Here is a 21,615-nt window from a genome sequence, read left to right on the forward strand (position 1 = left end):
AGCCTCTAAGGACAGGGAATGACACGCAGACTCGTCTTGATGTCGCTAAGCCTGATCGCGTTCGGCATCGCCTTGCTGGGGCTCTGGCCGTCTGCCGGCAATGAAGCCAATGCGCTGCTGCTGATGATGTTGACCCTGCAAGCCGCCGGCCAGGCTGCCTGGCATTGGCGCAATACCTCCCTCAGTCAGCTGTTCCTCAGCGCCTCATTGATCCTCAATATCCTACTGATCTGTACCTTCCTGCTACCGGAAAGCTGGGTGGGGGTGGACCACTGGGGAGACCTGCTGATCAATCTGCCGGGCGATTGGCACATCGCCAATATCCGCCCGCCTATCCTGATCCTGTTCGCCTGTTTCGGCCTCACGACCTGCGCCCTGTTGCGCATGCGACTGGGATTCGGCTCTGCCATCCAGCTGACGCAAGTCACGCTGCTGTTGCTGTTTGCCATGATGTCCGACGCCAGTCTTTCCGTCGCCAGCATGGTGCTGGCAGGCCCGGAACGCATCACGCTGACCAGCTTCGTCAGTCTGCTGTTGATCGCTCAATGGATCGATCTACAGCCGGCATTCATGCAGATGTGGCGCCGCAATCTCATACCGCTGATCATTTCCTCCTCGATCACCCTGGTCTGTCTGCTCGCCTGGCAGCAGCAGAGCCAGGACGAGAACAATCGCATCAACCAGTCGACCTACGTACTGGGCGACAAGATCGCCACGGAGCTGTCTCGCGAGATCAACGACCAGCTCAATGCGATGCGACGTTTCGCCGGTTTCTGGAGCTTGATGGGGCAGACACCGTCACGCGGAGAGTGGCAACGCCTGGCACGCAGCTATTACAAGGATTTCGATTACTTCCAGAACATCGCCTTCATCGACCCGGACAGCGTGATAACGCGCGTCTTCCCGGACAAGGGCCGCAATCATGATGTGCTGGGCGTACGCCTGCTGGATGCTCAGCCGGACACGCCGCTGCGCAACCCGCTGGAACTCGGCATCGAGGGCCATACCGGCATCATCGACCTGATTCAGGGCGGCAAGGGCATGGTGTCCTACCTGCCGGTGCGCGATCCTCGTGATGGCACCATCCTGGGGGCGATCGCCATGGTGGTGGACCTGGCCCCTCTGCTCGACAGGGCCATGGACACGGCACGCAATGAGGCATTTGCGGTCACCCTGTCAGAGCGCGGCAACATCTATATCCATGTTGGCCCGGAAAGCCGTCTGGCGCCCTGGGGCCATCGCATCCCCATCGAGCTGCCCGCCACCGACCTGACACTGGGTCTGCAGCCGACACAGCAGTTCCTGGCGGCCACTCGTGGCCGTCTGCCGGAAGTGACGTTGCTGACCGGCATGCTGCTGGCCTACCTGCTCTTCCTCGTGATCTACATGTATCGCCGCGTCTCGCAGGAGCACGGCATCGTCAAGAATGCCAATGATGCACTTCGCGAAGAGATGGTACGGCGGGAGCGACTGCAGAACGAGATCCAGTGGCTGGCGCGTCACGACGAGCTGACCCAGCTGCCCAATCGTCGCTATTTCCTCGAGCAGGTGCAGAGCTTCAGTGGCAAGATGCCTCTGACGGTCATGATTCTGGATATCGACTTCTTCAAGACGATCAACGACAAACTGGGACACTTGGAGGGAGATCGCTACCTGCAGAAGATTGCCGCCGTCTCACGGGCGCCTGTGGAGTCTGCCGGCGGCATACTGGCGCGCTTCGGTGGCGAGGAGTTCGTGGTGTGCATTCCGGAATGCCCGCGCGCGGTAGGCCGCACTCTGGCGGAAGAGCTGCGGCGTGCCGTGCAGGCCGCAGGATTGCCGCAGCCCGCCACGGACAGCGTCGTCACGGTATCCGTGGGCATGGCATGCGTGGCGCGCGCTCCGCTGCGGCTGGATGCGCTCCTTCAGGCAGCGGATGAGGCGCTGTATCGCGCCAAGTCCAGTGGTCGTAATCAGGTCCAGGTCGCCGCTTGACGGTCCATGCTGAAGCCAACACGATGGCAATGCGGAGAGATCTGGGCGGAAGGTTCAGCGCAGGAGGATCTGAGCTGAAGATTCAGCGCGAAAGGTTCAGCGCGGAAGCTCACCGCGCCGCTCAGCGAAGAAGGACTTGAGCAAGCGCTTGGCCTGTGCGGCCAACAGCCCCCCTTCCACCTCGACGTGATGGTTATGCCAGGGCTGTGCAAACAGATTGGCACGCGATTCCACCATACCGGTCTTCGGCTCTGCTACCGCGTAGACGACCCGCTTCACCCGCGCGTGGATCAAGGCGCCACTGCACATCATGCAGGGTTCCAGCGTCACATACAGCGTGCAATCGTCGAGACGATAGTTGCCGAGTCGGGCCGCCGCCGCGCGCAAGGCCTGCACCTCGGCATGTGCCGTCGGGTCCGGGGTGCTGACCGGCGCATTGTAGCCAGTGCCGATGATGTCGCCCTGAGGATTGACCACCACCGCGCCGACAGGCACCTCGCCAGCCTCGAATGCCAGCCGCGCCTGGTCCAGCGCCCGGTGCATATAGTAATGATCCCCACGTGGCCCACTCCGGGCCTGCGGCGCTATCGCCAACTCGTCACTCACCGTTGTTCTCCGGTATCCTGAGGCCATTGTTTCGCTCACCATGATAACGGCTTGGCGCTCGCGCTTCCTCCTGCATTGCCACCGCGCGCGGTCTGGCACTGCTCCGAGCGCCTGCCCCTCAGCACAAGGATAGATCCATGACCCAAACAGCCACTGCGCCTCTTGAGGCACTGGTCACCCTGCTGGGTCTTGAGACCCTGGAAGAGAGCCTGTTCAGAGGGCACAGTCAGGACCTCGGCTTCCCTCAGCTGTTTGGCGGCCAGGTACTCGGACAAGCGCTGTCCGCAGCGACACGCACGGTACCGGTCGAACGCCAGGTTCACTCTCTGCATGGCTACTTCCTGCGCCCGGGCGATGCCCACAAGCCTGTCATCTATCAGGTTGATGGCGTGCGTGATGGCGGCAGCTTCACGACCCGACGCATCAGTGCCATCCAGAATGGCAAGACCATCTTCTTCTGCAGCGCCTCCTTCCATGGCAAGGAGGCAGGCTTCGAGCATCAGCTCGCCATGCCCGATATCGAATCCCCAGAGCAGTTGATCGAACAGGGGGCACGCATCGAGCGCTACGAAGGCCATCCCATCGAGTTCCTGCGCCTGAAGGCGCCTAGCCCGGCGAGTGATGATGACGCCTGCCCACCGCCACGCCAGCGGCTATGGTTCCGACTGGCAGGCGAGCTGCCGGAAGATGATGCCCTACATCGCTACCTGCTGACATACAGCTCCGACTTCAATCTGCTGGCGACAGGCCTCGGCGGACATGGCGTGCGGTTCGGTTCGCTCGAACTGCAAATGGCGAGCCTAGATCACTCGCTATGGTTCCACCGCGATGTACGCGTCAATGATTGGCTGCTCTACGAGATGGATAGCCCATGGGCAGGAGGCGCACGCAGCTTCGCTCGCGGCAGTCTCTACAACCGGCACGGCGAACTGGTGGCATCCAGCGCCCAGGAAGGCCTGACACGCCTGCGCAAACGTCCCTGAACGAATCGCCCTGTGCGAATTGTCCTGAGCGAATCGTCCTGAACAACAATGCCCCTCCTGAGACATTCTCAGGAGGGGCATTGTCATTTTTGGCTGCGTCTATCTACAACCTACAGCACTGAGAATAGCGCACTGCGACTCACTATTATCACGTCATTACGGGAGTCACTTCAGTGCTGTCCTGACGCGCGTGCAGTTTTCATCCCGATAGCGCTGCTTGTAGTCATTGCGCTGGGACTGCCAACTTCGCATCTGGCTCGACGACCCGCCGCCGCGACGCCTATCGGTATAATATTCGATCTTGTCCTTGATGAACTGACAGCGCTCTATCTTCCTCTCTCGCTCCCCGGCAGATGCCATTTCTGATGACATCAGCCCCATCAAAAGGGTCATCATCCCTGCCACTAGAAGTCTTGATAACGAATATGAAAAGCCCCTCGACATGTCGCCTCCTTGCGCCTGTTCATGGATAGCTTCAATGAGTGATATTCAATGACAGCGCAGACACCGAGCAGGTGCTGCAGCAGCAAAGATATCTCCCGATAAAGATATCTCTCAACAGCGTGGAATGCCTGTCGATCAAGTACACACAATAGAGCGTCAGAACGCTTTCCCAGTGATACTGATCCATAAACAAAGATGCCTCTATCACAGAAGTGATAGAGGCATCTTTGTATCATATAGCTCATGTAGCTATGTCTTGTGCTATGCGCATTTACCCCAGCACGGCAGTTCTTTTGCGCCAACGCTTCCTGAGCACCACTTTTCCTGCGCACAAAGAGAACCGCCCCTGCAGCAAGGCTACAGGGGCGGTTCAGTATAAGTGCCTGACGAGCTTTTCATGACTGTCGTGGGGCGGCCATCCGCGACTCTTGCAGGGAGAAACCCTACCTGGCGGGTCTATCACACCAATGCTCTAGCAGCTTTCATCAGCAATTCTCGGCACACTTTGCTTGCACACAACTTTTCTATTGCGCCAATTTTCCTGCGTACAAAGAGAACCGCCCCTGCAGCAAGGCTGCAGGGGCGGTTCGGTATAAGTGCCTGACGATGACCTACTCTCACATGGAGAAACTCCACACTACCATCGGCGCTAAGCGGTTTCACTTCCGAGTTCGGCATGGGATCGGGTGGTTCACGCTCGCTATGGTCGTCAGGCGAAACGGTGGCATCTTGCGATGCCTGAGTCTCGAGGCTTTTGGCCTCGCGACTCGCAATATGAATCATGCTGACCGATATGTCTCGATCCTGTCGCAATCCCGGCGTTTGCCGAAGCAAACCCCTTGGGTGTTATATGGTCAAGCCTCACGGGCAATTAGTACTGGTTAGCTCAACACATTGCTGTGCTTCCACACCCAGCCTATCAACCTTGTAGTCTTCAAGGGCCCTTCAGGAGGCGCAAGGCCTCAGGGAAGTCTCATCTTGAAGGGGGCTTCCCGCTTAGATGCTTTCAGCGGTTATCCCGTCCGAACGTAGCTACCGGGCAATGCCATTGGCATGACAACCCGAACACCAGAGGTTCGTCCACTCCGGTCCTCTCGTACTAGGAGCAGCTCTTCTCAAACTTCCGACGCCCACGGCAGATAGGGACCGAACTGTCTCACGACGTTCTAAACCCAGCTCGCGTACCACTTTAAATGGCGAACAGCCATACCCTTGGGACCGACTTCAGCCCCAGGATGTGATGAGCCGACATCGAGGTGCCAAACACCGCCGTCGATGTGAACTCTTGGGCGGTATCAGCCTGTTATCCCCGGAGTACCTTTTATCCGTTGAGCGATGGCCCTTCCATACAGAACCACCGGATCACTAGAACCTACTTTCGTACCTGCTCGACGTGTCTGTCTCGCAGTCAAGCACCCTTATGCTCTTGCACTCAATGCACGATTTCCAACCGTGCTGAGGGTACCTTCGTGCTCCTCCGTTACTCTTTAGGAGGAGACCGCCCCAGTCAAACTACCCACCATACACTGTCCTCGATCCGGATAACGGACCTGAGTTAGAACGCCAATGATGTCAGGCTGGTATTTCAAGGTTGGCTCCACCGCATCTGGCGACGTGGTTTCAAAGCCTCCCAGCTATCCTACACAGACAACATCAGCATCCAGTGTAAAGCTATAGTAAAGGTTCACGGGGTCTTTCCGTCTAGCCGCGGGTACACAGCATCTTCACTGCGATTTCAATTTCACTGAGTCTCGGGTGGAGACAGCGTGGCCATCATTACGCCATTCGTGCAGGTCGGAACTTACCCGACAAGGAATTTCGCTACCTTAGGACCGTTATAGTTACGGCCGCCGTTTACCGGGGCTTCGATCAAGAGCTTCGCGTGAGCTAACCCCATCAATTAACCTTCCGGCACCGGGCAGGCGTCACACCCTATACGTCCGCTTGCGCGTTTGCAGAGTGCTGTGTTTTTAATAAACAGTTGCAGCCACCTGGTATCTTCGACCGGTAAGAGCTTACGGAGCAAGTCCTTCACTCGAACCGGTGCACCTTCTCCCGAAGTTACGGTGCCATTTTGCCTAGTTCCTTCACCCGAGTTCTCTCAAGCGCCTTGGTATTCTCTACCTGACCACCTGTGTCGGTTTGGGGTACGGTCGCATGTGATCTGAAGCTTAGAGGCTTTTCCTGGAAGCGTGGCATCGATGACTTCCTGACCGTGGTCAGTTCGTCTCGCATCTCGACCTCAGAGGAACCGGATTTGCCTGATTCCTCGGCCTACATGCTTTCACCAGGACAACCAACGCCTGGCTCACCTAGCCTTCTTCGTCCCCCCATCGCAACCACATCCGGTACGGGAATATTAACCCGTTTCCCATCGACTACGCGTTTCCGCCTCGCCTTAGGGGCCGACTCACTCTGCTCCGATTAACGTAGAACAGAAAACCTTGGTCTTCCGGCGGGGGAGTTTTTCACTCCCCTTATCGTTACTCATGTCAGCATTCGCACTCGTGATACCTCCAGCAGACTTCTCAATCCACCTTCATTGGCTTACACGACGCTCCTCTACCGCTCATCCATAAGGATGAACCCGTAGCTTCGGTACCTGATTTAGCCCCGTTATATCTTCCGCGCAGGCCGACTCGACTAGTGAGCTATTACGCTTTCTTTAAAGGATGGCTGCTTCTAAGCCAACCTCCTAGCTGTCTGAGCCTTCCCACATCGTTTCCCACTTAATCAGGATTTTGGGACCTTAGCTGACGGTCTGGGTTGTTTCCCTTTTCACAACGGACGTTAGCACCCGCTGTGTGTCTCCCACGCTGCACTCACTGGTATTCGGAGTTTGCCTCGGGTTGGTAAGTCGGGATGACCCCCTAGCCGAAACAGTGCTCTACCCCCAGCGGTGATACGTGAGGCGCTACCTAAATAGCTTTCGAGGAGAACCAGCTATCTCCGGGCTTGATTAGCCTTTCACTCCGATCCACAGCTCATCCCAGCATTTTTCAACATACTTGGGTTCGGGCCTCCAATTGATGTTACTCAATCTTCACCCTGGCCATGGATAGATCGCCCGGTTTCGGGTCTATACCCTGCGACTGGTCGCCCAGTTAAGACTCGGTTTCCCTACGCCTCCCCTATACGGTTAAGCTCGCCACAGAATATAAGTCGCTGACCCATTATACAAAAGGTACGCGGTCACACCACGAAGGTGCTCCCACTGCTTGTACGCATACGGTTTCAGGATCTATTTCACTCCCCTCGCCGGGGTTCTTTTCGCCTTTCCCTCACGGTACTGGTTCACTATCGGTCAGCCAGGAGTATTTAGCCTTGGAGGATGGTCCCCCCATGTTCAGTCAAGGTTTCTCGTGCCCCGACCTACTCGATTTCACGTGACTCAGACTTCGACTACGGGACTATCACCCTGTATCGTCAAGCTTCCCAGCTTGTTCGTCTGTCAGTTGTCACGCTTAAGGGCTGGTCCCCGTTCGCTCGCCGCTACTTGGGGAATCTCGGTTGATTTCTTTTCCTCCGGGTACTTAGATGTTTCAGTTCCCCGGGTTTGCCTCTATAGGTTATGTATTGGCCTATAGATACTCACCTGATGGTGAGTGGGTTTCCCCATTCGGAAATCGTTGGGTCGCAGGGTATTTGCCACCTCGCCAACGCTTATCGCAGGCTATCACGTCCTTCATCGCCTCTGGCTGCCAAGGCATCCACCGTATGCGCTTAATCGCTTGACCATATAACCCCAAGGGGTCTGTCAAGGATTACGAATCTGTCGGACCTCTCCGACATATCGTTTTGATAGACATGCGCTTGGCGCACATATCTATCGTCAGCATGATTCACATTGTTAAAGAGCGGCTGTTCAGAGAACAGTGAGAAGCGCGCTTTGTTGAGCACGCTTGCCACTGCCGGCTAAGCCAGCAATAAGATCAGGTAATTCGTTGTGAGCACTTGCCGCGAGCAGTAGACAGTGTCGATAAGGAGGTGATCCAGCCCCAGGTTCCCCTAGGGCTACCTTGTTACGACTTCACCCCAGTCATGAACCACACCGTGGTGATCGCCCTCCCGAAGGTTAGGCTAACCACTTCTGGTGCAGTCCACTCCCATGGTGTGACGGGCGGTGTGTACAAGGCCCGGGAACGTATTCACCGTGGCATTCTGATCCACGATTACTAGCGATTCCGACTTCATGGAGTCGAGTTGCAGACTCCAATCCGGACTGAGGCAAGCTTTATGGGATTGGCTCCACTTCGCAGTATTGCAACCCTTTGTACTTGCCATTGTAGCACGTGTGTAGCCCTACCCGTAAGGGCCATGATGACTTGACGTCGTCCCCACCTTCCTCCGGTTTGTCACCGGCAGTCTCCTTAGAGTTCCCGACATTACTCGCTGGCAAATAAGGATAGGGGTTGCGCTCGTTACGGGACTTAACCCAACATTTCACAACACGAGCTGACGACAGCCATGCAGCACCTGTCTCAGAGTTCCCGAAGGCACCAATCCATCTCTGGAAAGTCCTCTGGATGTCAAGGGTAGGTAAGGTTCTTCGCGTTGCATCGAATTAAACCACATGCTCCACCGCTTGTGCGGGCCCCCGTCAATTCATTTGAGTTTTAACCTTGCGGCCGTACTCCCCAGGCGGTCAACTTATTGCGTTAGCTGCGCCACTAAGTCCTCAAGGGACCCAACGGCTAGTTGACATCGTTTACGGCGTGGACTACCAGGGTATCTAATCCTGTTTGCTACCCACGCTTTCGCACCTCAGTGTCAGTGTCAGTCCAGAAGGCCGCCTTCGCCACTGGTATTCCTCCCGATCTCTACGCATTTCACCGCTACACCGGGAATTCTACCTTCCTCTCCTGCACTCTAGCCAAGCAGTTCCAGATGCCGTTCCCAGGTTGAGCCCGGGGCTTTCACACCTGGCTGACTTAGCCACCTACGCGCGCTTTACGCCCAGTAATTCCGATTAACGCTTGCACCCTCCGTATTACCGCGGCTGCTGGCACGGAGTTAGCCGGTGCTTCTTCTGCGAGTGATGTCTTTCCTCGGGAGTATTAGTCCCAAGGCGTTCTTCCTCGCTGAAAGTGCTTTACAACCCGAAGGCCTTCTTCACACACGCGGCATGGCTGGATCAGGCTTTCGCCCATTGTCCAATATTCCCCACTGCTGCCTCCCGTAGGAGTCTGGGCCGTGTCTCAGTCCCAGTGTGGCTGATCATCCTCTCAGACCAGCTACGGATCGTCGCCTTGGTGAGCCATTACCTCACCAACAAGCTAATCCGACATGGGCTCATCCGATAGCGCAAGGTCCGAAGATCCCCTGCTTTCTCCCGTAGGACGTATGCGGTATTAGCCTGAGTTTCCCCAGGTTGTCCCCCACTATCGGGCAGATTCCCATGCATTACTCACCCGTCCGCCGCTCGACGCCTCCTAGCAAGCTAGGATCGTTTCCGCTCGACTTGCATGTGTTAAGCCTGCCGCCAGCGTTCAATCTGAGCCATGATCAAACTCTTCAGTTGAAAGCTTGATAGTCTGTTAAGCAGACCAAACTTGGTTCAGAGTCAAACTTCTCGTGAGAGGCTTGCTCCGATATTTGGTGACCTTGTCACCACTCATCGGCAAGCGCTCACACGAATTACCTGATCAAATTTTTAAAGAGCGTCGCTGTTAAGCGAGGAGGCATATTCTACTTGGAACGCTTGAGAAGTCAAGCACTTGATGATGAGTCAGTCGACTGCCTCTAAGCATCATCAAGCGGTGAGGAGCGTTGCTCGATCACCTGTTCCGTAAGGAGTGCGGCGTATTCTAGCGAATCGCCCGGGATTGTCAATCGATGATGTCGAAGCGGACTTCAAAAACATCAACCAAAACAATCACCTGCAAACCTCATTCACCGCTGGCAACGCCATGCGTCCCCGGCAGCGGATGCGTACTTTACGCACGAACCGGCGTGAGGGCAAGGGCTTTTTGGCAGCAATGCCCAAAAGAGTGCAAAGCGGGCTTCTCAACATGCTTCCCTGCAAGACATGTGAGCCGCTGCATGCGCGACGGCATCGGCCAATGCACTCTCTCGCCCCGCCGCCATCTGACAGACACTGCCCACGATGATCAGGCAGGGTGTCGGCAATGGATGCTCGGCCAGACGACTCACCATATTGCTGAGCGAACCGTGAATAGCCTGCTGCTCGGGAAGGCTGGCATTGGCGACCAGCATCATCGGCCAGTCCGCCGGCAGCCCATGACGCTGCAACTCATCACAGATCACCTCGAGACGATTGAGCCCCATATAGAAGAGAAGTGTTTCATCGCGACGCGCCAGCTGCTGCCATTCAGGCTGCTCGCTCTTGCTGCAGAGCTGAGCGGTCACGAAACGCAGACGCTGTGCATGCGCCCTGTCCGTCAATGGCATTCCCAGGGCAGCGGCCGCACCGGAAGCCGCGGTGATGCCAGGCACGATATGACGCGTGATGGCGGCATCATCGAGGGCCGCGAGCTCTTCCCCCATGCGGCCGAAGACACCGGGGTCACCGCCCTTGAGGCGCACGACCCGCATGCCCTCCCCTGCCAGGCGCACCATCAGCGCGCCGATCTCATCCTGCGGCACACTATGATTGCCGCAGGCCTTACCGACGTAATAGCGCTCACAGTGAACCGGTAGCTGAGCGAGAATCTCATCGCCGACCAGTCGGTCATATACCACCGCATCCGCGGCATTCAGCATTCGCCATGCCTTGAGCGTCATCAGGTCCGGATCCCCCGGCCCCGCGCCCACCAGCGCGACCTGGCCCGGAAGAAACGCCTCCCAGGCGGGAGAAATCCCGTTGGCATCGCTGCGCGCTGGCGCATGCCGATTCTCGCCACGCCACTCGCGTCGCGACATCAGGCCGTCAGTCAGCCGCGCCATGAGAATCCCGAGAGACTCTGCACTGCTGGATACCGACATCAGGTCACGCCATTTCCAACGAATCAGTCCGCTCATCGGATCGCTCCTCTTCCACAAGACGTTTGAGTTCAGGCAGGCAGGAACCGCAGCGAGTGCCGCAGGCCAGTCGCGCGCCCAAGGCTTCCACGGAACCGTCACCGGACTGGATGGCCTGACGAATGGTCAGCTCACCTACCTGATGACAGGCGCAGACCATCGCCCCGACATCCGCCTGCCCGGAGAGACGGCCGGCCAGCAGGCTGCGCCGCTCATGCGCGGAGAGCTGCTCTGATGCAAAGCACTCGCCCAGCCAGGCGATATTGGGTTGGCGATCGAGGTGTGCGTCACCCGGCATCACCTTCAGCCACCAGACAAGGCGCCCATCACGAAAGCCCGCTGCGCTGATGCCACCCTGGGCGACGTCCTGTGCCCAGAGCCCCGCCGGGACACCCAGATGGCTTTCGCACCAATGCTGCCAATCCGGCTGGCCCTGACCTGCCAGCTGGTAGCGCACCAATGCCGATTGCGGAATACGCGCCCAGTAGCGCCCGTCGAGCAGGGCCACGGCATCTGCCAGATCCTCACGCCCGGCCAGGATGGAGGGGGCAATCAACAGAGTGGCCTGCCACTCGCATGGCAATGGCGCGACCTCGACCGCGCCATGCTTGGATTCCGGCTGACCGGAGAAGGGATCGACGAGACCCGCCAGCAGCGCACCGGCCCGAGCGTGACTCGCGAAGTGGTCGCTCCAGTGCATCGGAATGAATACCTCCCCGCGACGCTGACCACTGCTGATGCGGACGCGAGCCCGATAATCTCCACGCAGCCCGCCCTGCTCATCACGCCCCTTGAGCTGCGCGAGACCGCCATCCTGCAAATCACGAGCCGCCGCATCCTGCGGATGGAGCTCCACGAAAGGCTCGGCACGATGATTCATCAGGCGAGCACTGCGCGCGGTGCGCGTCATGGTGTGCCACTGGTCACGGATACGCCCGGTATTGAGGCGCAGCGGCGCCGCATCGCTCAGCGCCTGTTGCGGCAATTGCGGTACCACGGTCACCAGGCGTGCGCGCCCATTGGGAGTGTTGAAGGTGGCATCCTCGAACAGGCGCGGCGTGCCGATCAGCTCGCCCTTGTCCCCACGGCGCACCGGCCACTGGATCGGCTTGAGCGCGTCGTAGCCCGCGCGATCCAGCTCCGCCAACGGCGCGATGTTGAACAGCCGCTTGACCGAGGAAGTCGCCGATGGTTTACGACCGGCCTTGAGACGCGGCGCAGAATTGCGAAACCCCGAGAGGCGGGCGTGCTCACGAAAGATCGCGTGGGGCCCCGAGTAGTCGAAAGCCTCCTGATAGCCCATGCGCTTGCCGACCTCCGCCAGCTGCCACCAGTCATGACGCGCCTCACCCGGCGGAGCGAGCAGGCCACGCTGACGCGAGATGCAGCGCTCGGAGTTGGTGACGGTGCCATCCTTCTCGCTCCAGCTGCTGGCCGGCAGCACCACATCGGCGTAAGCGAGGGTGTCGCTGTCGGCCATGCACTCGGAGACGATCACCAGCGGGCAGGCCGCCAGCGCCGCACGCACTCGTGCGCTATCCGGCAGGCTCACCGCCGGGTTGGTCGCCATGATCCACAGCGCCTTGATCTCGCCACGCCCCAGCGCCGCGAACAGCTCGACGGCCTTGTGACCAGGCCCCTCAGGCAGATTCGGCGCCTTCCAGAACTCGCTGACCAGCGCCCGCGCGCCCGGCGTGTCGTAATCCATATGTGCCGCCAGCTGGTTCGCCAGCCCACCGACTTCGCGACCGCCCATCGCATTGGGCTGGCCGGTGATGGAGAACGGCCCCGCCCCCGGCAGCCCGATCTTGCCGCCTGCCAGATGGCAATTGATGATCGCATTGCCCTTGTCGGTGCCACTGGTCGATTGATTCACGCCCTGGGAGAACAGCGTGACCACGTGCAGCTGGGTGGCGAACCAGTAATAGAAGGTCTCGAGACGCTCCACATCGATATCGCAATCCCGCGCAATTGCGGAAAGCGAGCAGTCGTCGCGCTTCGCCTGCTTGAGCGCCGCATCGAAACCCTGGGTGTGGGCCTCCAGGTAGAGGCGATCGGTGCGTCCGCGCTCGGCCATATAGGCCAGCAAGCCATTGAAGAGGCGTGCATCGCTACCGGGGCGAATGCCCAGATACAGGTCCGCGATCTCGCAGCTGTCGGTCAGGCGCGGGTCGATCACCACGATACGCAGCAAGGGATTGTCGATACGCGCCTGCTTGAGGCGCTGGAACAGCACCGGGTGATTCCAGGCCAGATTGCTGCCGACCAGCACCACCAGCTCGGCACGCTCGAGATCCTCATAGCTGCAAGGCACGGCGTCTGCCCCGAAGGCACGCTTGTGCGCCACGACCGCCGAGGCCATGCACAGCCGCGAATTGGTATCCAGGTGCGGCGTACCGATGAAGCCCTTGAACAGCTTGTTGGCGAGGTAATAGTCCTCGGTCAACAGCTGCCCCGACAGATAGGCGGCGATGCTGTCACCACCATGGGTGCTGCGCAGCTCACCGAAGCGAGCGGCGATCAGCTCCAGCGCCGTATCCCAGCTCACCTCTCGCAGCACGCCTGCGGCGTCGCGTATCTGAGGCTGCGTCAGGCGGCCGCTGGGTGACAGTGTCTCGGCAAGCGCAGACCCCTTGACGCACAGACGCCCGTAATTGGCCGGATGGTCGTTGTCGCCGCTGACGGCGGTGATGCTGCGCTTGAGCTCACCGCCCTCCTGCACCTGGGTTTCCAGCTCAAGCGATACGCCACACCCGACACCGCAATACGGGCAGGTCGTCGAGGTGCTGCAGGTGGAAGACTCACTTGTGCTCTGGGGCTTGCTGGCCTGCATCGACATCACTCCCTGGTGCAGTAAGCATGAAAAAAGGCGCCTGATGACCCGCCACGTAATGTGCGGTCATCAGGCGCCTTTGCCTGTCGTTGTCAGTCCTGGTCTGCCCTGCAGACTGACAAGGAAAACTGACGGTGGATACGGTCTCGTCATGCCGATGGGTGCGCAATCTCGTCTTCGAGACGTCGACATGGCGTGCATGATTGAAGAGCCGCCGTTGGCCGGTTCGCGAGTCTCGCAACAGTGAAGCTTGCCGAGTCGCGAACCCTCAATCAGGTATCACACCAATGACCTGACAGACGCACTTAACAGACCAACCCTGACCAATCATCAGAAATAACAACAACTTGGCTGTCATAAGCTACCGATGCAGGAGGCGAACAGCGCGAGACGGCCAGCGCCAGGCACCGCTGACGCACCAGCCATGTGCATCAGCGCATGCGACTGCACCAATCCCTGCCTTGATGCCTCCCGCAACCGCGACCGGCTCGACCATGCCAAGACCTCGCCTCGAGCCTCTGCAACTGCAAGTGAATGAAAAATAGCGACTTTCTCTGAAGCGGCACCGAATTCGCCTGAGTATCGGCAGGTTGGGTCAATGACGACCCCGAATCGCAGGTCTCGCAGTACATCACTCCGATGAGTGACATGCAGCAGCCAACGGTCCGCCAGACCTGCCGCAGTTGCGGGTGACAGCGACATCGTCACCTGACGCTGCAACTCGCTATCCAATGCTTAGCCCTCATCTTCCAGGCAAAGGCGCCTGCTTGACGTCGTGATCATCACGGCGGCAAGCAGGCGCTTTTTTTATGCGTCCAGAACGTCAGCGCAAGGAGGCAGAATGCATCCGTCATCTACCACCCGCGAGCCTACGCCAGCACTGGTCATCATCGGCCACGGCATGGCGGCACAGAAGCTGCTGGAACAGCTGGTCTCGCTGAGCCCTGATCAGCAGCTGCCCTGGCCGGTCACGGTGATCGGCGAGGAGCCCCACCTCCCCTACAACCGCATTCAGCTCTCGCCGCTATTGGCCGGTGAGACACAAACCGACGGCCTGATCAGCCAGCAGGCCGACTGGTTCTCGCGGCACGGCATCACACGGATCAGCGCCGACCCCGTCAGCCAGATCGATCGCGCCGCCCGCTGTGTCGAGACCGCCAGCGGTGGCCGCATCCCCTATCAGCGGCTGGTGATCGCGACCGGCTCACGTCCGGCGCTGCCCCTGCCTCTGCCCGCTCACCTGCCAGAGGCGTCGTCCGCCAATGACTGGCCGCCGGGACTGATGGGCTTTCGCGATCTGAAGGATGTCGAGCAGATGCAGGCCGCCTGCCTTGCCGGACGGCAGGCGGGCGCCGGCGCACTGGTCATCGGCGGCGGGCTGCTCGGGCTCGAGGCCGCCGAGGGCCTGCGCAAGGGTGGCCTTCAGGTGACGCTACTGCAGCGCAGCGAGCGCCTGATGAACCGTCAGCTGGATCAGATCGCGGCCGGACTGCTGGAGCAGGAGCTTCGCGAGCGTGGCCTCGACATCATCACCGGCGCGCGCCTTGAAGAGTGGCTCGAGTCCCCGGCGGGCCGCATCAGCGGCGTGCGCCTCACGGATGGCCGCGAACTGCGCGCCGGACTGACCATCGCCGCCACCGGCATTCGTCCCGAAATCGAGCTTGCGCGTGCTGCGGGGCTGGCCTGTCAGCGCGCCATCCAGGTCGATGGCCATCTGCTCACGAGCGATCCGCACATTCACGCGCTGGGCGAATGCTGTGAGGTGGATGGCGAGACCTTCGGCCTGATCGAGCCCATCTGGGCGCAGATCGAAGTGCTCGCCCGCCAGCTTCTCGTGCAACCGACTCCGCCCTATCGCAATGCGCCACTGGCGACGCGTCTCAAGGTCAGCGGCATCGACCTTTACAGCTGCGGCGAGCTTGCCCCCCAGCCGAATGACGAGGTGCTGGTCTATCAGGACCACGCCCTGGGCGACTACCGCCGACTGCTGCTGCGCGAGGAGCGCCTGGTCGGCGTGGTGCTCTACGGCGACGTCAGTGCCGGCAACGCTCTGTTCGAAGCGCTCAAGGCCGGCACGCCACTGGCCCGGATTCGCGAAGACCTCCTGCTGATGCCGGCAGAAGCCCTCGCACGTCTGACCCAGGACGGCCCGCCGACGGCGCCCGATGACCCCAGTGGGAAGCCGGGCATTCAAGACATGACAGACCAGCATCGTGATCGCGACACCACAGACAAGAACGACAACACCCCTGACACCTTCGAGGAGGCCGCATGAAACACCTGATCATCATCGGCAATGGCATGGTTGGCCATCACTGCGTCGAGCAGCTGATCGCACTGGGTGCCACCGCGCACTACCAGATTCATGTCTTCGGCGAAGAACGCCACATCGCCTACGACCGCGTGCATCTCTCGGAGTATTTCACCGGGCGTGATGCCGAATCTCTCGCGCTCGGCACCGCCGACGACTACCGCAAGGCGGGCGTCACCCTGCACCTCGACGAGTGTGTCACCGCCATCGACCGCGATGGCGGCCATGTCATCACCTCGCGCGGGCGCTACCCCTACGACAGCCTGGTGCTGGCGACCGGCTCGACCCCCTTCGTGCCGCCCATCCAGGGCCTCGGTGAGCCGGGAAGCGAGGCTGCCGCCAGCAATCGTCTGGTCTACCGCACCCTGGAAGATCTTGATCAGATTCGCGCTGCCGCCGATGGCAAGACACACGGCGTGGTGGTCGGCGGTGGCCTGCTGGGGCTGGAAGCCGCCAACGCCCTCAAGTCACTCGGCCTGGAAGCGCATGTCGTCGAATTCGCGCCACGCCTGATGCCGGTGCAGCTGGATGAGGATGGCGGCCTTGCGCTCAAGCAACACATCACTGCGCTGGGCGTGGGGGTGCACCTCAATCGCGCCACCACCGACATCGTGCCCGGCGAGCACCATCAGTGGCGGATGAACTTCTCCGATGGCGAGTATCTGGAGACCGACCTGATCGTGTTCTCCGCCGGCATCCGTCCTCAGGACGCGCTGGCACGCAGCGCCAGCCTCGAGATCGGCGAGCGCGGCGGCATCATCATCGATGACGAATGCCGCACCTCGGACCCGGAAATCTTCGCCATCGGCGAGTGCGCTCTGTGGCAATCGCGCATCTTCGGGCTGGTCGCGCCGGGCTATCAGATGGCCCGCGGCGTGGCGTCCCTGCTGGCCGCCAGCGCTGGCGATGCGGCAAACGCCTCTCAGGAGAGCTTCCGCTTCCAGGGCGCCGACATGTCCACCAAGCTCAAGCTGCTGGGCGTGGATGTCGGCTCCATCGGTGACGCCCACGGCAAGACCGAGGGCGCGATCAGCTATCGCTACTGTGACGAGGCCGACGGCGTCTATCGCCGCCTGATCGTCTCGCAGGACCGCAAGCAGGTGCTGGGCGCGGTGCTGATCGGCGACAACTCACGCTACGACACCCTGCTGCAGTACGTCACCAATGGCATCGCGGCGCCCAAGGACCCGGCGGCACTCATCCTGCCGGATGCCAGTGGCGAAGCCATCACGCTGGGCGCGGATGCCCTGCCCGACAGCGCCACGCTGTGCTCCTGCCACAACGTCTCCAAGGGCGATGTCTGCAGCGCCATCGATGCCGGCAACAGTGATCTGGGCGCCATCAAGGCCTGCACCAAGGCCAGCACCGGTTGCGGAGGCTGTGCGGCGCTGCTCAAGAAGGTAGTGGATGCCGAGCTGGAAAGTCGCGGCGTCGAGGTCGACCGCTCACTGTGCGAGCACTTCGCGCACACGCGTCAGGAGCTCTACTCGCTGGTGCGCGTCGAAGGCATCGAGACCTTCGCCGAGCTGATGGCCAGCCACGGCCGCCATCCGGATGCCCTGGGCTGCGAGATCTGCAAGCCGGCGGTGGGCTCGATTCTGGCCTCGTGCTGGAACGCGCCGATCACCGAGTCCTCGCACATTCCGCTGCAGGACACCAATGACACCTTCATGGCCAATATGCAGAAGAACGGCACCTATTCCGTGGTGCCGCGCATCCCCGGCGGCGAAATCACGCCGGACAAGCTGATCGCCATCGGTGAGATCGGCAAGCGCTACAACCTCTATACCAAGATCACCGGCGGCCAGCGCATCGACCTCTTCGGTGCCCAGCTGCATGAACTGCCGGACATCTGGAGCGAGCTGATAGCCGCCGGCTTCGAGACCGGCCACGCCTACGGCAAGTCCACCCGCACGGTGAAATCCTGCATCGGCAGCACCTGGTGTCGCTATGGCGTGCAGGACAGCATGGCGATGGCGCTGACGCTGGAAGACCGCTACAAGGGCCTGCGTTCACCGCACAAGCTCAAGTTCGCCGTCTCCGGCTGTACCCGCGAATGCGCCGAGGCCCAGAGCAAGGATGTCGGCGTGATCGCCACCGAGAACGGCTGGAACCTCTACGTCTGCGGCAACGGCGGCATGCGCCCGCGTCATGCCGAGCTGTTCGCGACCGACCTGGATGACGAGAGTCTGATCCGCACCATCGACCGCTTCCTGATGTTCTACATCCGCACCGCCGACCGCCTGCAGCGCACCTCCGTCTGGCGCGAGGGCCTCGAAGGCGGCCTCGACTATCTGAAAGAGGTGATTCTCGAGGACAGCCTGGGGCTCGGCGAGACGCTCGAAGAGCAGATGCAGCAGGTGGTGGACCGCTACGAATGCGAATGGGCCAATGCGCTCAAGAGCCCCGAGAAACTCAAGCGCTTCCGCAGCTACGTGAATGACCAGCGCCCGGACCCTGACGTGGTCAATATCGTCGAGCGTGACCAGATTCGCCCCGCCAGCCGCGATGAACTGGCCAGTGGCAACCTGATCATCAGCGACGGTGGTGCCCGCGAAGCAGTGGCAGAACATCAGCCTCAGTCAACGACCCACCTGGCCACGGAGGTACGCTCATGACATCGCCTGCACTCGCCACGACATCTACCGATCCGCTCTCCAGCCCGTCCTCTGCAACACAGGACACCACTGCCGCGGCACAGACGCCGCTACGCTGGGTGACACTCTGCCAGCGCGAGGACCTGGTGCCGGGCTCCGGCGTGGCCGCCTGGCTTGAGGCGGACGGCCAGGCCCGCCAGATCGCCCTGTTCACGCTGCCGGCCACAGCCGATAGCGACGACCTCACGCTGTTCGCCATCGACCATCATGATCCGGTGTCAGGCGCCAACGTGATTGCCCGCGGCCTGCTGGGCGATCACGCCGGAGAGCCACTGGTGATCTCGCCACTCTACAAGCAGCGCTATCGACTCAGTGATGGCCAATGTCTGGACGACGACACACTCGCATTGACGGTGTGGCCTGTGCGTCTAGCAGGCGGCGAGGTACAGATACAGTGCCAGCGGACAGACGATGCCTGCTAGCCACACCCGCTATCCACACCCGCAAGCCACATAAGTTCTTGATGACGTACGTATATGCTCGAAAAACGGCACATATTTGGTGCATAACCATGCTGCAACGCACCATGAATCGCCCAGCAGCGCGCACGCTTCGACTCATCTGACCGCCACCTGGCAGCCCGCAAACAGGCATCAATACCTCAAGCCATTGTTTTTATTGATGATACTGAAAAACTGGCATCGGGCATGCAATCTATACAACGAGATGGCAAATGGCGGCTATCTCGCATGGCGTGCTCATTGCTGAGTCGAGGATCCGGGACCGGCGTATCCCCCTCGATATACAATGGCATTTAAGTCCACCCTATTTGGGGTGGACTTTTTTTATGCCTGCAGACAGCGACAAGTCATTGATGTCTTTGCTTCAGAGCACGATGGGCCACTCACACTGTCTTGCTTCCCCCCTCTCGCTTCTCGCTTCTCGCTTCTCGCTTCTCGCCACTCATTTTTCTTCCCGCTGCTGACGACGCGCGATCCAGCGCTGACATTCCCCGATGATGCCGCTGCGGAAGCTGAGCACGCAGACCACGAAGATGGCGCCCAGAATCACGCTGACCCAATCGCCCAGCGCGGATTGCGCCAACTGGTGCTGCAGCCCGATGACCAGCCCGGAGCCCACCAGTGGCCCGAGCAGCGTGCCGACGCCGCCCAGCAACGTCATCAGGATCACCTCCCCCGACATGTGCCAGCTGGCATCACCCAGCGAGGCGAGCTGGAACACCAGCGTCTTGGTCGCTCCCGCCAGGCCTGCCAGCCCCGCCGACAGCACGAAGGCCACCAGCTTGTAGGCATCGGTGTGATAGCCCAGCGAGATGGCGCGCGGTTCATTCTCGCGGATGGCCTTCAGCACCTGACCGAAGGGGGAATGCACCACGCGCCGGATCAGGGCAAAGGCCGCCACGAAGATCGCGAACACGAAGTAATAGAGGGTGTGGTTGTTCGCCAGATCGAACACGCCGAACAGCTCACCGCGCGGCACGCCATGCAGGCCATCTTCCCCGTGGGTGAACGGCGCCTGGATGAAGAAGAAGAACATCATCTGGGCCAGGGCCAGCGTGATCATCGCGAAGTAGATGCCCTGCCGCCGGATGGCCAGCGCCCCGAACAGCGTCCCCAGCACTACCGCGCCGAGCGTACCGGCCACGATGCCCAGCGCCGGACTCAGGCCCGGATATTCCGCGAGCAAGAAGCCGGTGATATAGGCGCCCGTGGCCAGGAAGGCGGCGTGCCCGAAGGACAGCAGCCCCACGAAGCCGAGCAGCAGATTGAAGGCGCTGGCGAACAGCGCAAAGCACAGAATCTTCATCAGAAAGACGGGATAGGCGACCCAGGGTGCCAGCAACCCGAGCAGGAACAGCACGAGATACAGCACGCCCAGCGGGGTGATTCTGCGCGGCGCGCTGCCTGCACGCGCGGCCTGGTGATCCTGTTGCAGTACGGCCATGTCAGGCCTCCTTTCCGAACAGCCCGGCAGGGCGAAGCATCAACACCATCACCATCACGACGAAGATCACGGTATTGGCGGCCTCGGGATAGAACACCTTGGTCAGCCCCTCGATCAGCCCCATCGCGAGCCCGGTGAGGATGGCGCCGAGAATCGAGCCCATCCCGCCGATGACCACCACCGCGAACACCACGATCAGCAGGCTCGAGCCCATGGTCGGCGAGACGGGATACAAGGGCGCGGCCAGCACGCCGGCGAAGGCGGCAAGCGCCACACCGAGTCCGTAGATCAGCGACACCATCAAGGGCACATTGATGCCGAAGGCCTGCACCAGCTCCGGGTTCTCGGTTCCCGCGCGCAGATAGGCACCGAGGCGCGTGCGCTCGATCAGGAACCAGACTCCGAAGCAGACCACCAACGCCGCCACCAGCACCCAGGCGCGGTAGGTGGGCAGGAACATGAAGCTCAGCTTGAAGCCGCCACTCAGCGCCTCGGGGATCGGATAGCTCGACCCCGAGACACCGAATAGATTCACCAGCGTGCCCTCGAAGATCAGCGCCAGCCCGAAGGTCAGCAACAGGCCATAGAGGTGATCAAGGTGCTGGATGCGCCGCAGCAGCAGACGCTCGACCACGATGCCCAGGGCACCCACCACCAGCGGCACCACGATCAGCGCCGTCCAGTAGTTGAGCCCCAGATATTGCGCTCCCAGCAGCGCCGCAAAGGCGCCCAGCATGTACTGGGCACCATGCGCGAAGTTGATGATGCGCAACAGACCGAAGATCACCGCCAGCCCAAGGCTCAGCAATGCATAGAAGGCACCGTTGATCAGCCCCAGCATCAGCTGACCGAACAGCACCATCAGGGGTATTCCAAAAATCATGGTCATCCGCACATTCCTTTTCAGCACCCATTCGCGTC

Annotated in this window: 11 protein-coding genes and 3 rRNA genes; 5 read left to right on the forward strand and 9 right to left on the reverse strand. The window is 60.5% G+C overall.

Annotated features, from left to right (window positions below; all coding sequences use genetic code 11):
• Positions 1-18: 18 nt before the first annotated feature.
• Positions 19-1,974: a diguanylate cyclase gene (locus H2O77_RS15300; RefSeq protein ID WP_052384859.1), complete on the forward strand. Its 1,956-nt coding sequence runs from the start codon at positions 19-21 to the stop codon at positions 1,972-1,974.
• A 96-nt stretch (positions 1,975-2,070) separates the two neighbouring features.
• On the opposite strand, the gene tadA is transcribed toward H2O77_RS15300, so the two are convergent.
• On the reverse strand, positions 2,071-2,517 hold the full coding sequence (gene tadA / locus H2O77_RS15305; RefSeq protein WP_215823476.1) for a tRNA adenosine(34) deaminase TadA: 447 nt from the start codon (positions 2,515-2,517) through the stop codon (positions 2,071-2,073).
• Between the two features lie 200 nt (positions 2,518-2,717).
• Here tadA and H2O77_RS15310 point away from each other — a divergent pair, with 200 nt between their 5' ends.
• Positions 2,718-3,563, forward strand: coding sequence for an acyl-CoA thioesterase II (locus H2O77_RS15310; RefSeq protein WP_215823477.1), 846 nt, complete (start codon positions 2,718-2,720; stop codon positions 3,561-3,563).
• 165 nt (positions 3,564-3,728) lie between these two features.
• Here H2O77_RS15310 and H2O77_RS15315 read toward each other — a convergent pair whose 3' ends face one another.
• The 6 genes from H2O77_RS15315 to H2O77_RS15340 all read right to left on the reverse strand — a co-directional run bounded on the left by H2O77_RS15315 (position 3,729) and on the right by H2O77_RS15340 (position 13,821).
• The gene (locus H2O77_RS15315; RefSeq protein ID WP_215823478.1) at positions 3,729-4,007 is read right to left on the reverse strand and encodes a hypothetical protein; all 279 of its coding nucleotides are present in this window, start codon (positions 4,005-4,007) and stop codon (positions 3,729-3,731) included.
• A 598-nt stretch (positions 4,008-4,605) separates the two neighbouring features.
• A 5S ribosomal RNA gene (gene rrf / locus H2O77_RS15320) occupies positions 4,606-4,721 on the reverse strand.
• 136 nt (positions 4,722-4,857) lie between these two features.
• Positions 4,858-7,744, reverse strand: a 23S ribosomal RNA gene (locus tag H2O77_RS15325).
• A 243-nt stretch (positions 7,745-7,987) separates the two neighbouring features.
• Positions 7,988-9,528, reverse strand: a 16S ribosomal RNA gene (locus H2O77_RS15330).
• Together the 16S, 23S and 5S rRNA genes form the textbook arrangement of a ribosomal RNA operon.
• 485 nt (positions 9,529-10,013) lie before the next feature.
• On the reverse strand, positions 10,014-10,988 hold the full coding sequence (cobA, locus tag H2O77_RS15335) for a uroporphyrinogen-III C-methyltransferase (protein ID WP_240548635.1): 975 nt from the start codon (positions 10,986-10,988) through the stop codon (positions 10,014-10,016).
• A complete protein-coding gene (locus H2O77_RS15340; RefSeq protein WP_215823479.1) occupies positions 10,957-13,821 on the reverse strand; it encodes a nitrate reductase in 2,865 nt (954 codons plus the stop codon). Before H2O77_RS15340 ends, cobA begins: the two co-directional genes overlap by 32 nt.
• Positions 13,822-14,662: 841 nt before the next feature.
• Here H2O77_RS15340 and H2O77_RS15345 point away from each other — a divergent pair.
• Genes H2O77_RS15345 through nirD form a run of 3 tightly spaced genes read left to right on the forward strand, consistent with a single transcriptional unit; the run spans position 14,663 to position 19,211 of the window.
• Entirely contained in the window at positions 14,663-16,096 is a 1,434-nt protein-coding gene (locus H2O77_RS15345; protein ID WP_215823480.1) for an FAD-dependent oxidoreductase, read from the forward strand.
• Positions 16,093-18,750, forward strand: a complete 2,658-nt coding sequence (nirB, locus tag H2O77_RS15350; protein ID WP_215823481.1) for a nitrite reductase large subunit NirB — start codon at positions 16,093-16,095, stop codon at positions 18,748-18,750. The genes H2O77_RS15345 and nirB overlap by 4 nt, the downstream gene beginning before the upstream one ends.
• The gene (nirD, locus tag H2O77_RS15355; RefSeq protein WP_215823482.1) at positions 18,747-19,211 is read left to right on the forward strand and encodes a nitrite reductase small subunit NirD; all 465 of its coding nucleotides are present in this window, start codon (positions 18,747-18,749) and stop codon (positions 19,209-19,211) included. Before nirB ends, nirD begins: the two co-directional genes overlap by 4 nt.
• A 481-nt stretch (positions 19,212-19,692) precedes the next feature.
• Here nirD and H2O77_RS15360 read toward each other — a convergent pair whose 3' ends face one another.
• Both H2O77_RS15360 and H2O77_RS15365 read right to left on the reverse strand, forming a co-directional pair.
• Positions 19,693-20,694, reverse strand: coding sequence for a branched-chain amino acid ABC transporter permease (locus tag H2O77_RS15360; RefSeq protein WP_082388929.1), 1,002 nt, complete (start codon positions 20,692-20,694; stop codon positions 19,693-19,695).
• 1 nt (position 20,695) lies between these two features.
• Complete coding sequence (locus H2O77_RS15365) at positions 20,696-21,583, reverse strand: branched-chain amino acid ABC transporter permease (protein WP_215823483.1); 888 nt, start codon at positions 21,581-21,583, stop codon at positions 20,696-20,698.
• Positions 21,584-21,615 lie beyond the last annotated feature (32 nt).

Source organism: Cobetia sp. 4B, assembly GCF_018831605.1.
Taxonomy (GTDB): Bacteria; Pseudomonadota; Gammaproteobacteria; order Pseudomonadales; family Halomonadaceae; genus Cobetia; species Cobetia amphilecti.

Excerpts from the sequence above, each read along its gene's own strand:
- H2O77_RS15300 (WP_052384859.1), top strand. The coding sequence starts at position 19 with ATGACACGCAGACTCGTCTTGATGTCGCTAAGCCTGATCGCGTTCGGC.
- tadA (WP_215823476.1), bottom strand. The coding sequence starts at position 2,517 with ATGCACCGGGCGCTGGACCAGGCGCGGCTGGCATTCGAGGCTGGCGAG.
- H2O77_RS15310 (WP_215823477.1), top strand. The coding sequence starts at position 2,718 with ATGACCCAAACAGCCACTGCGCCTCTTGAGGCACTGGTCACCCTGCTG.
- H2O77_RS15315 (WP_215823478.1), bottom strand. The coding sequence starts at position 4,007 with ATGTCGAGGGGCTTTTCATATTCGTTATCAAGACTTCTAGTGGCAGGG.
- cobA (WP_240548635.1), bottom strand. The coding sequence starts at position 10,988 with ATGAGCGGACTGATTCGTTGGAAATGGCGTGACCTGATGTCGGTATCC.
- H2O77_RS15340 (WP_215823479.1), bottom strand. The coding sequence starts at position 13,821 with ATGCAGGCCAGCAAGCCCCAGAGCACAAGTGAGTCTTCCACCTGCAGC.
- H2O77_RS15345 (WP_215823480.1), top strand. The coding sequence starts at position 14,663 with ATGCATCCGTCATCTACCACCCGCGAGCCTACGCCAGCACTGGTCATC.
- nirB (WP_215823481.1), top strand. The coding sequence starts at position 16,093 with ATGAAACACCTGATCATCATCGGCAATGGCATGGTTGGCCATCACTGC.
- nirD (WP_215823482.1), top strand. The coding sequence starts at position 18,747 with ATGACATCGCCTGCACTCGCCACGACATCTACCGATCCGCTCTCCAGC.
- H2O77_RS15360 (WP_082388929.1), bottom strand. The coding sequence starts at position 20,694 with ATGGCCGTACTGCAACAGGATCACCAGGCCGCGCGTGCAGGCAGCGCG.
- H2O77_RS15365 (WP_215823483.1), bottom strand. The coding sequence starts at position 21,583 with ATGACCATGATTTTTGGAATACCCCTGATGGTGCTGTTCGGTCAGCTG.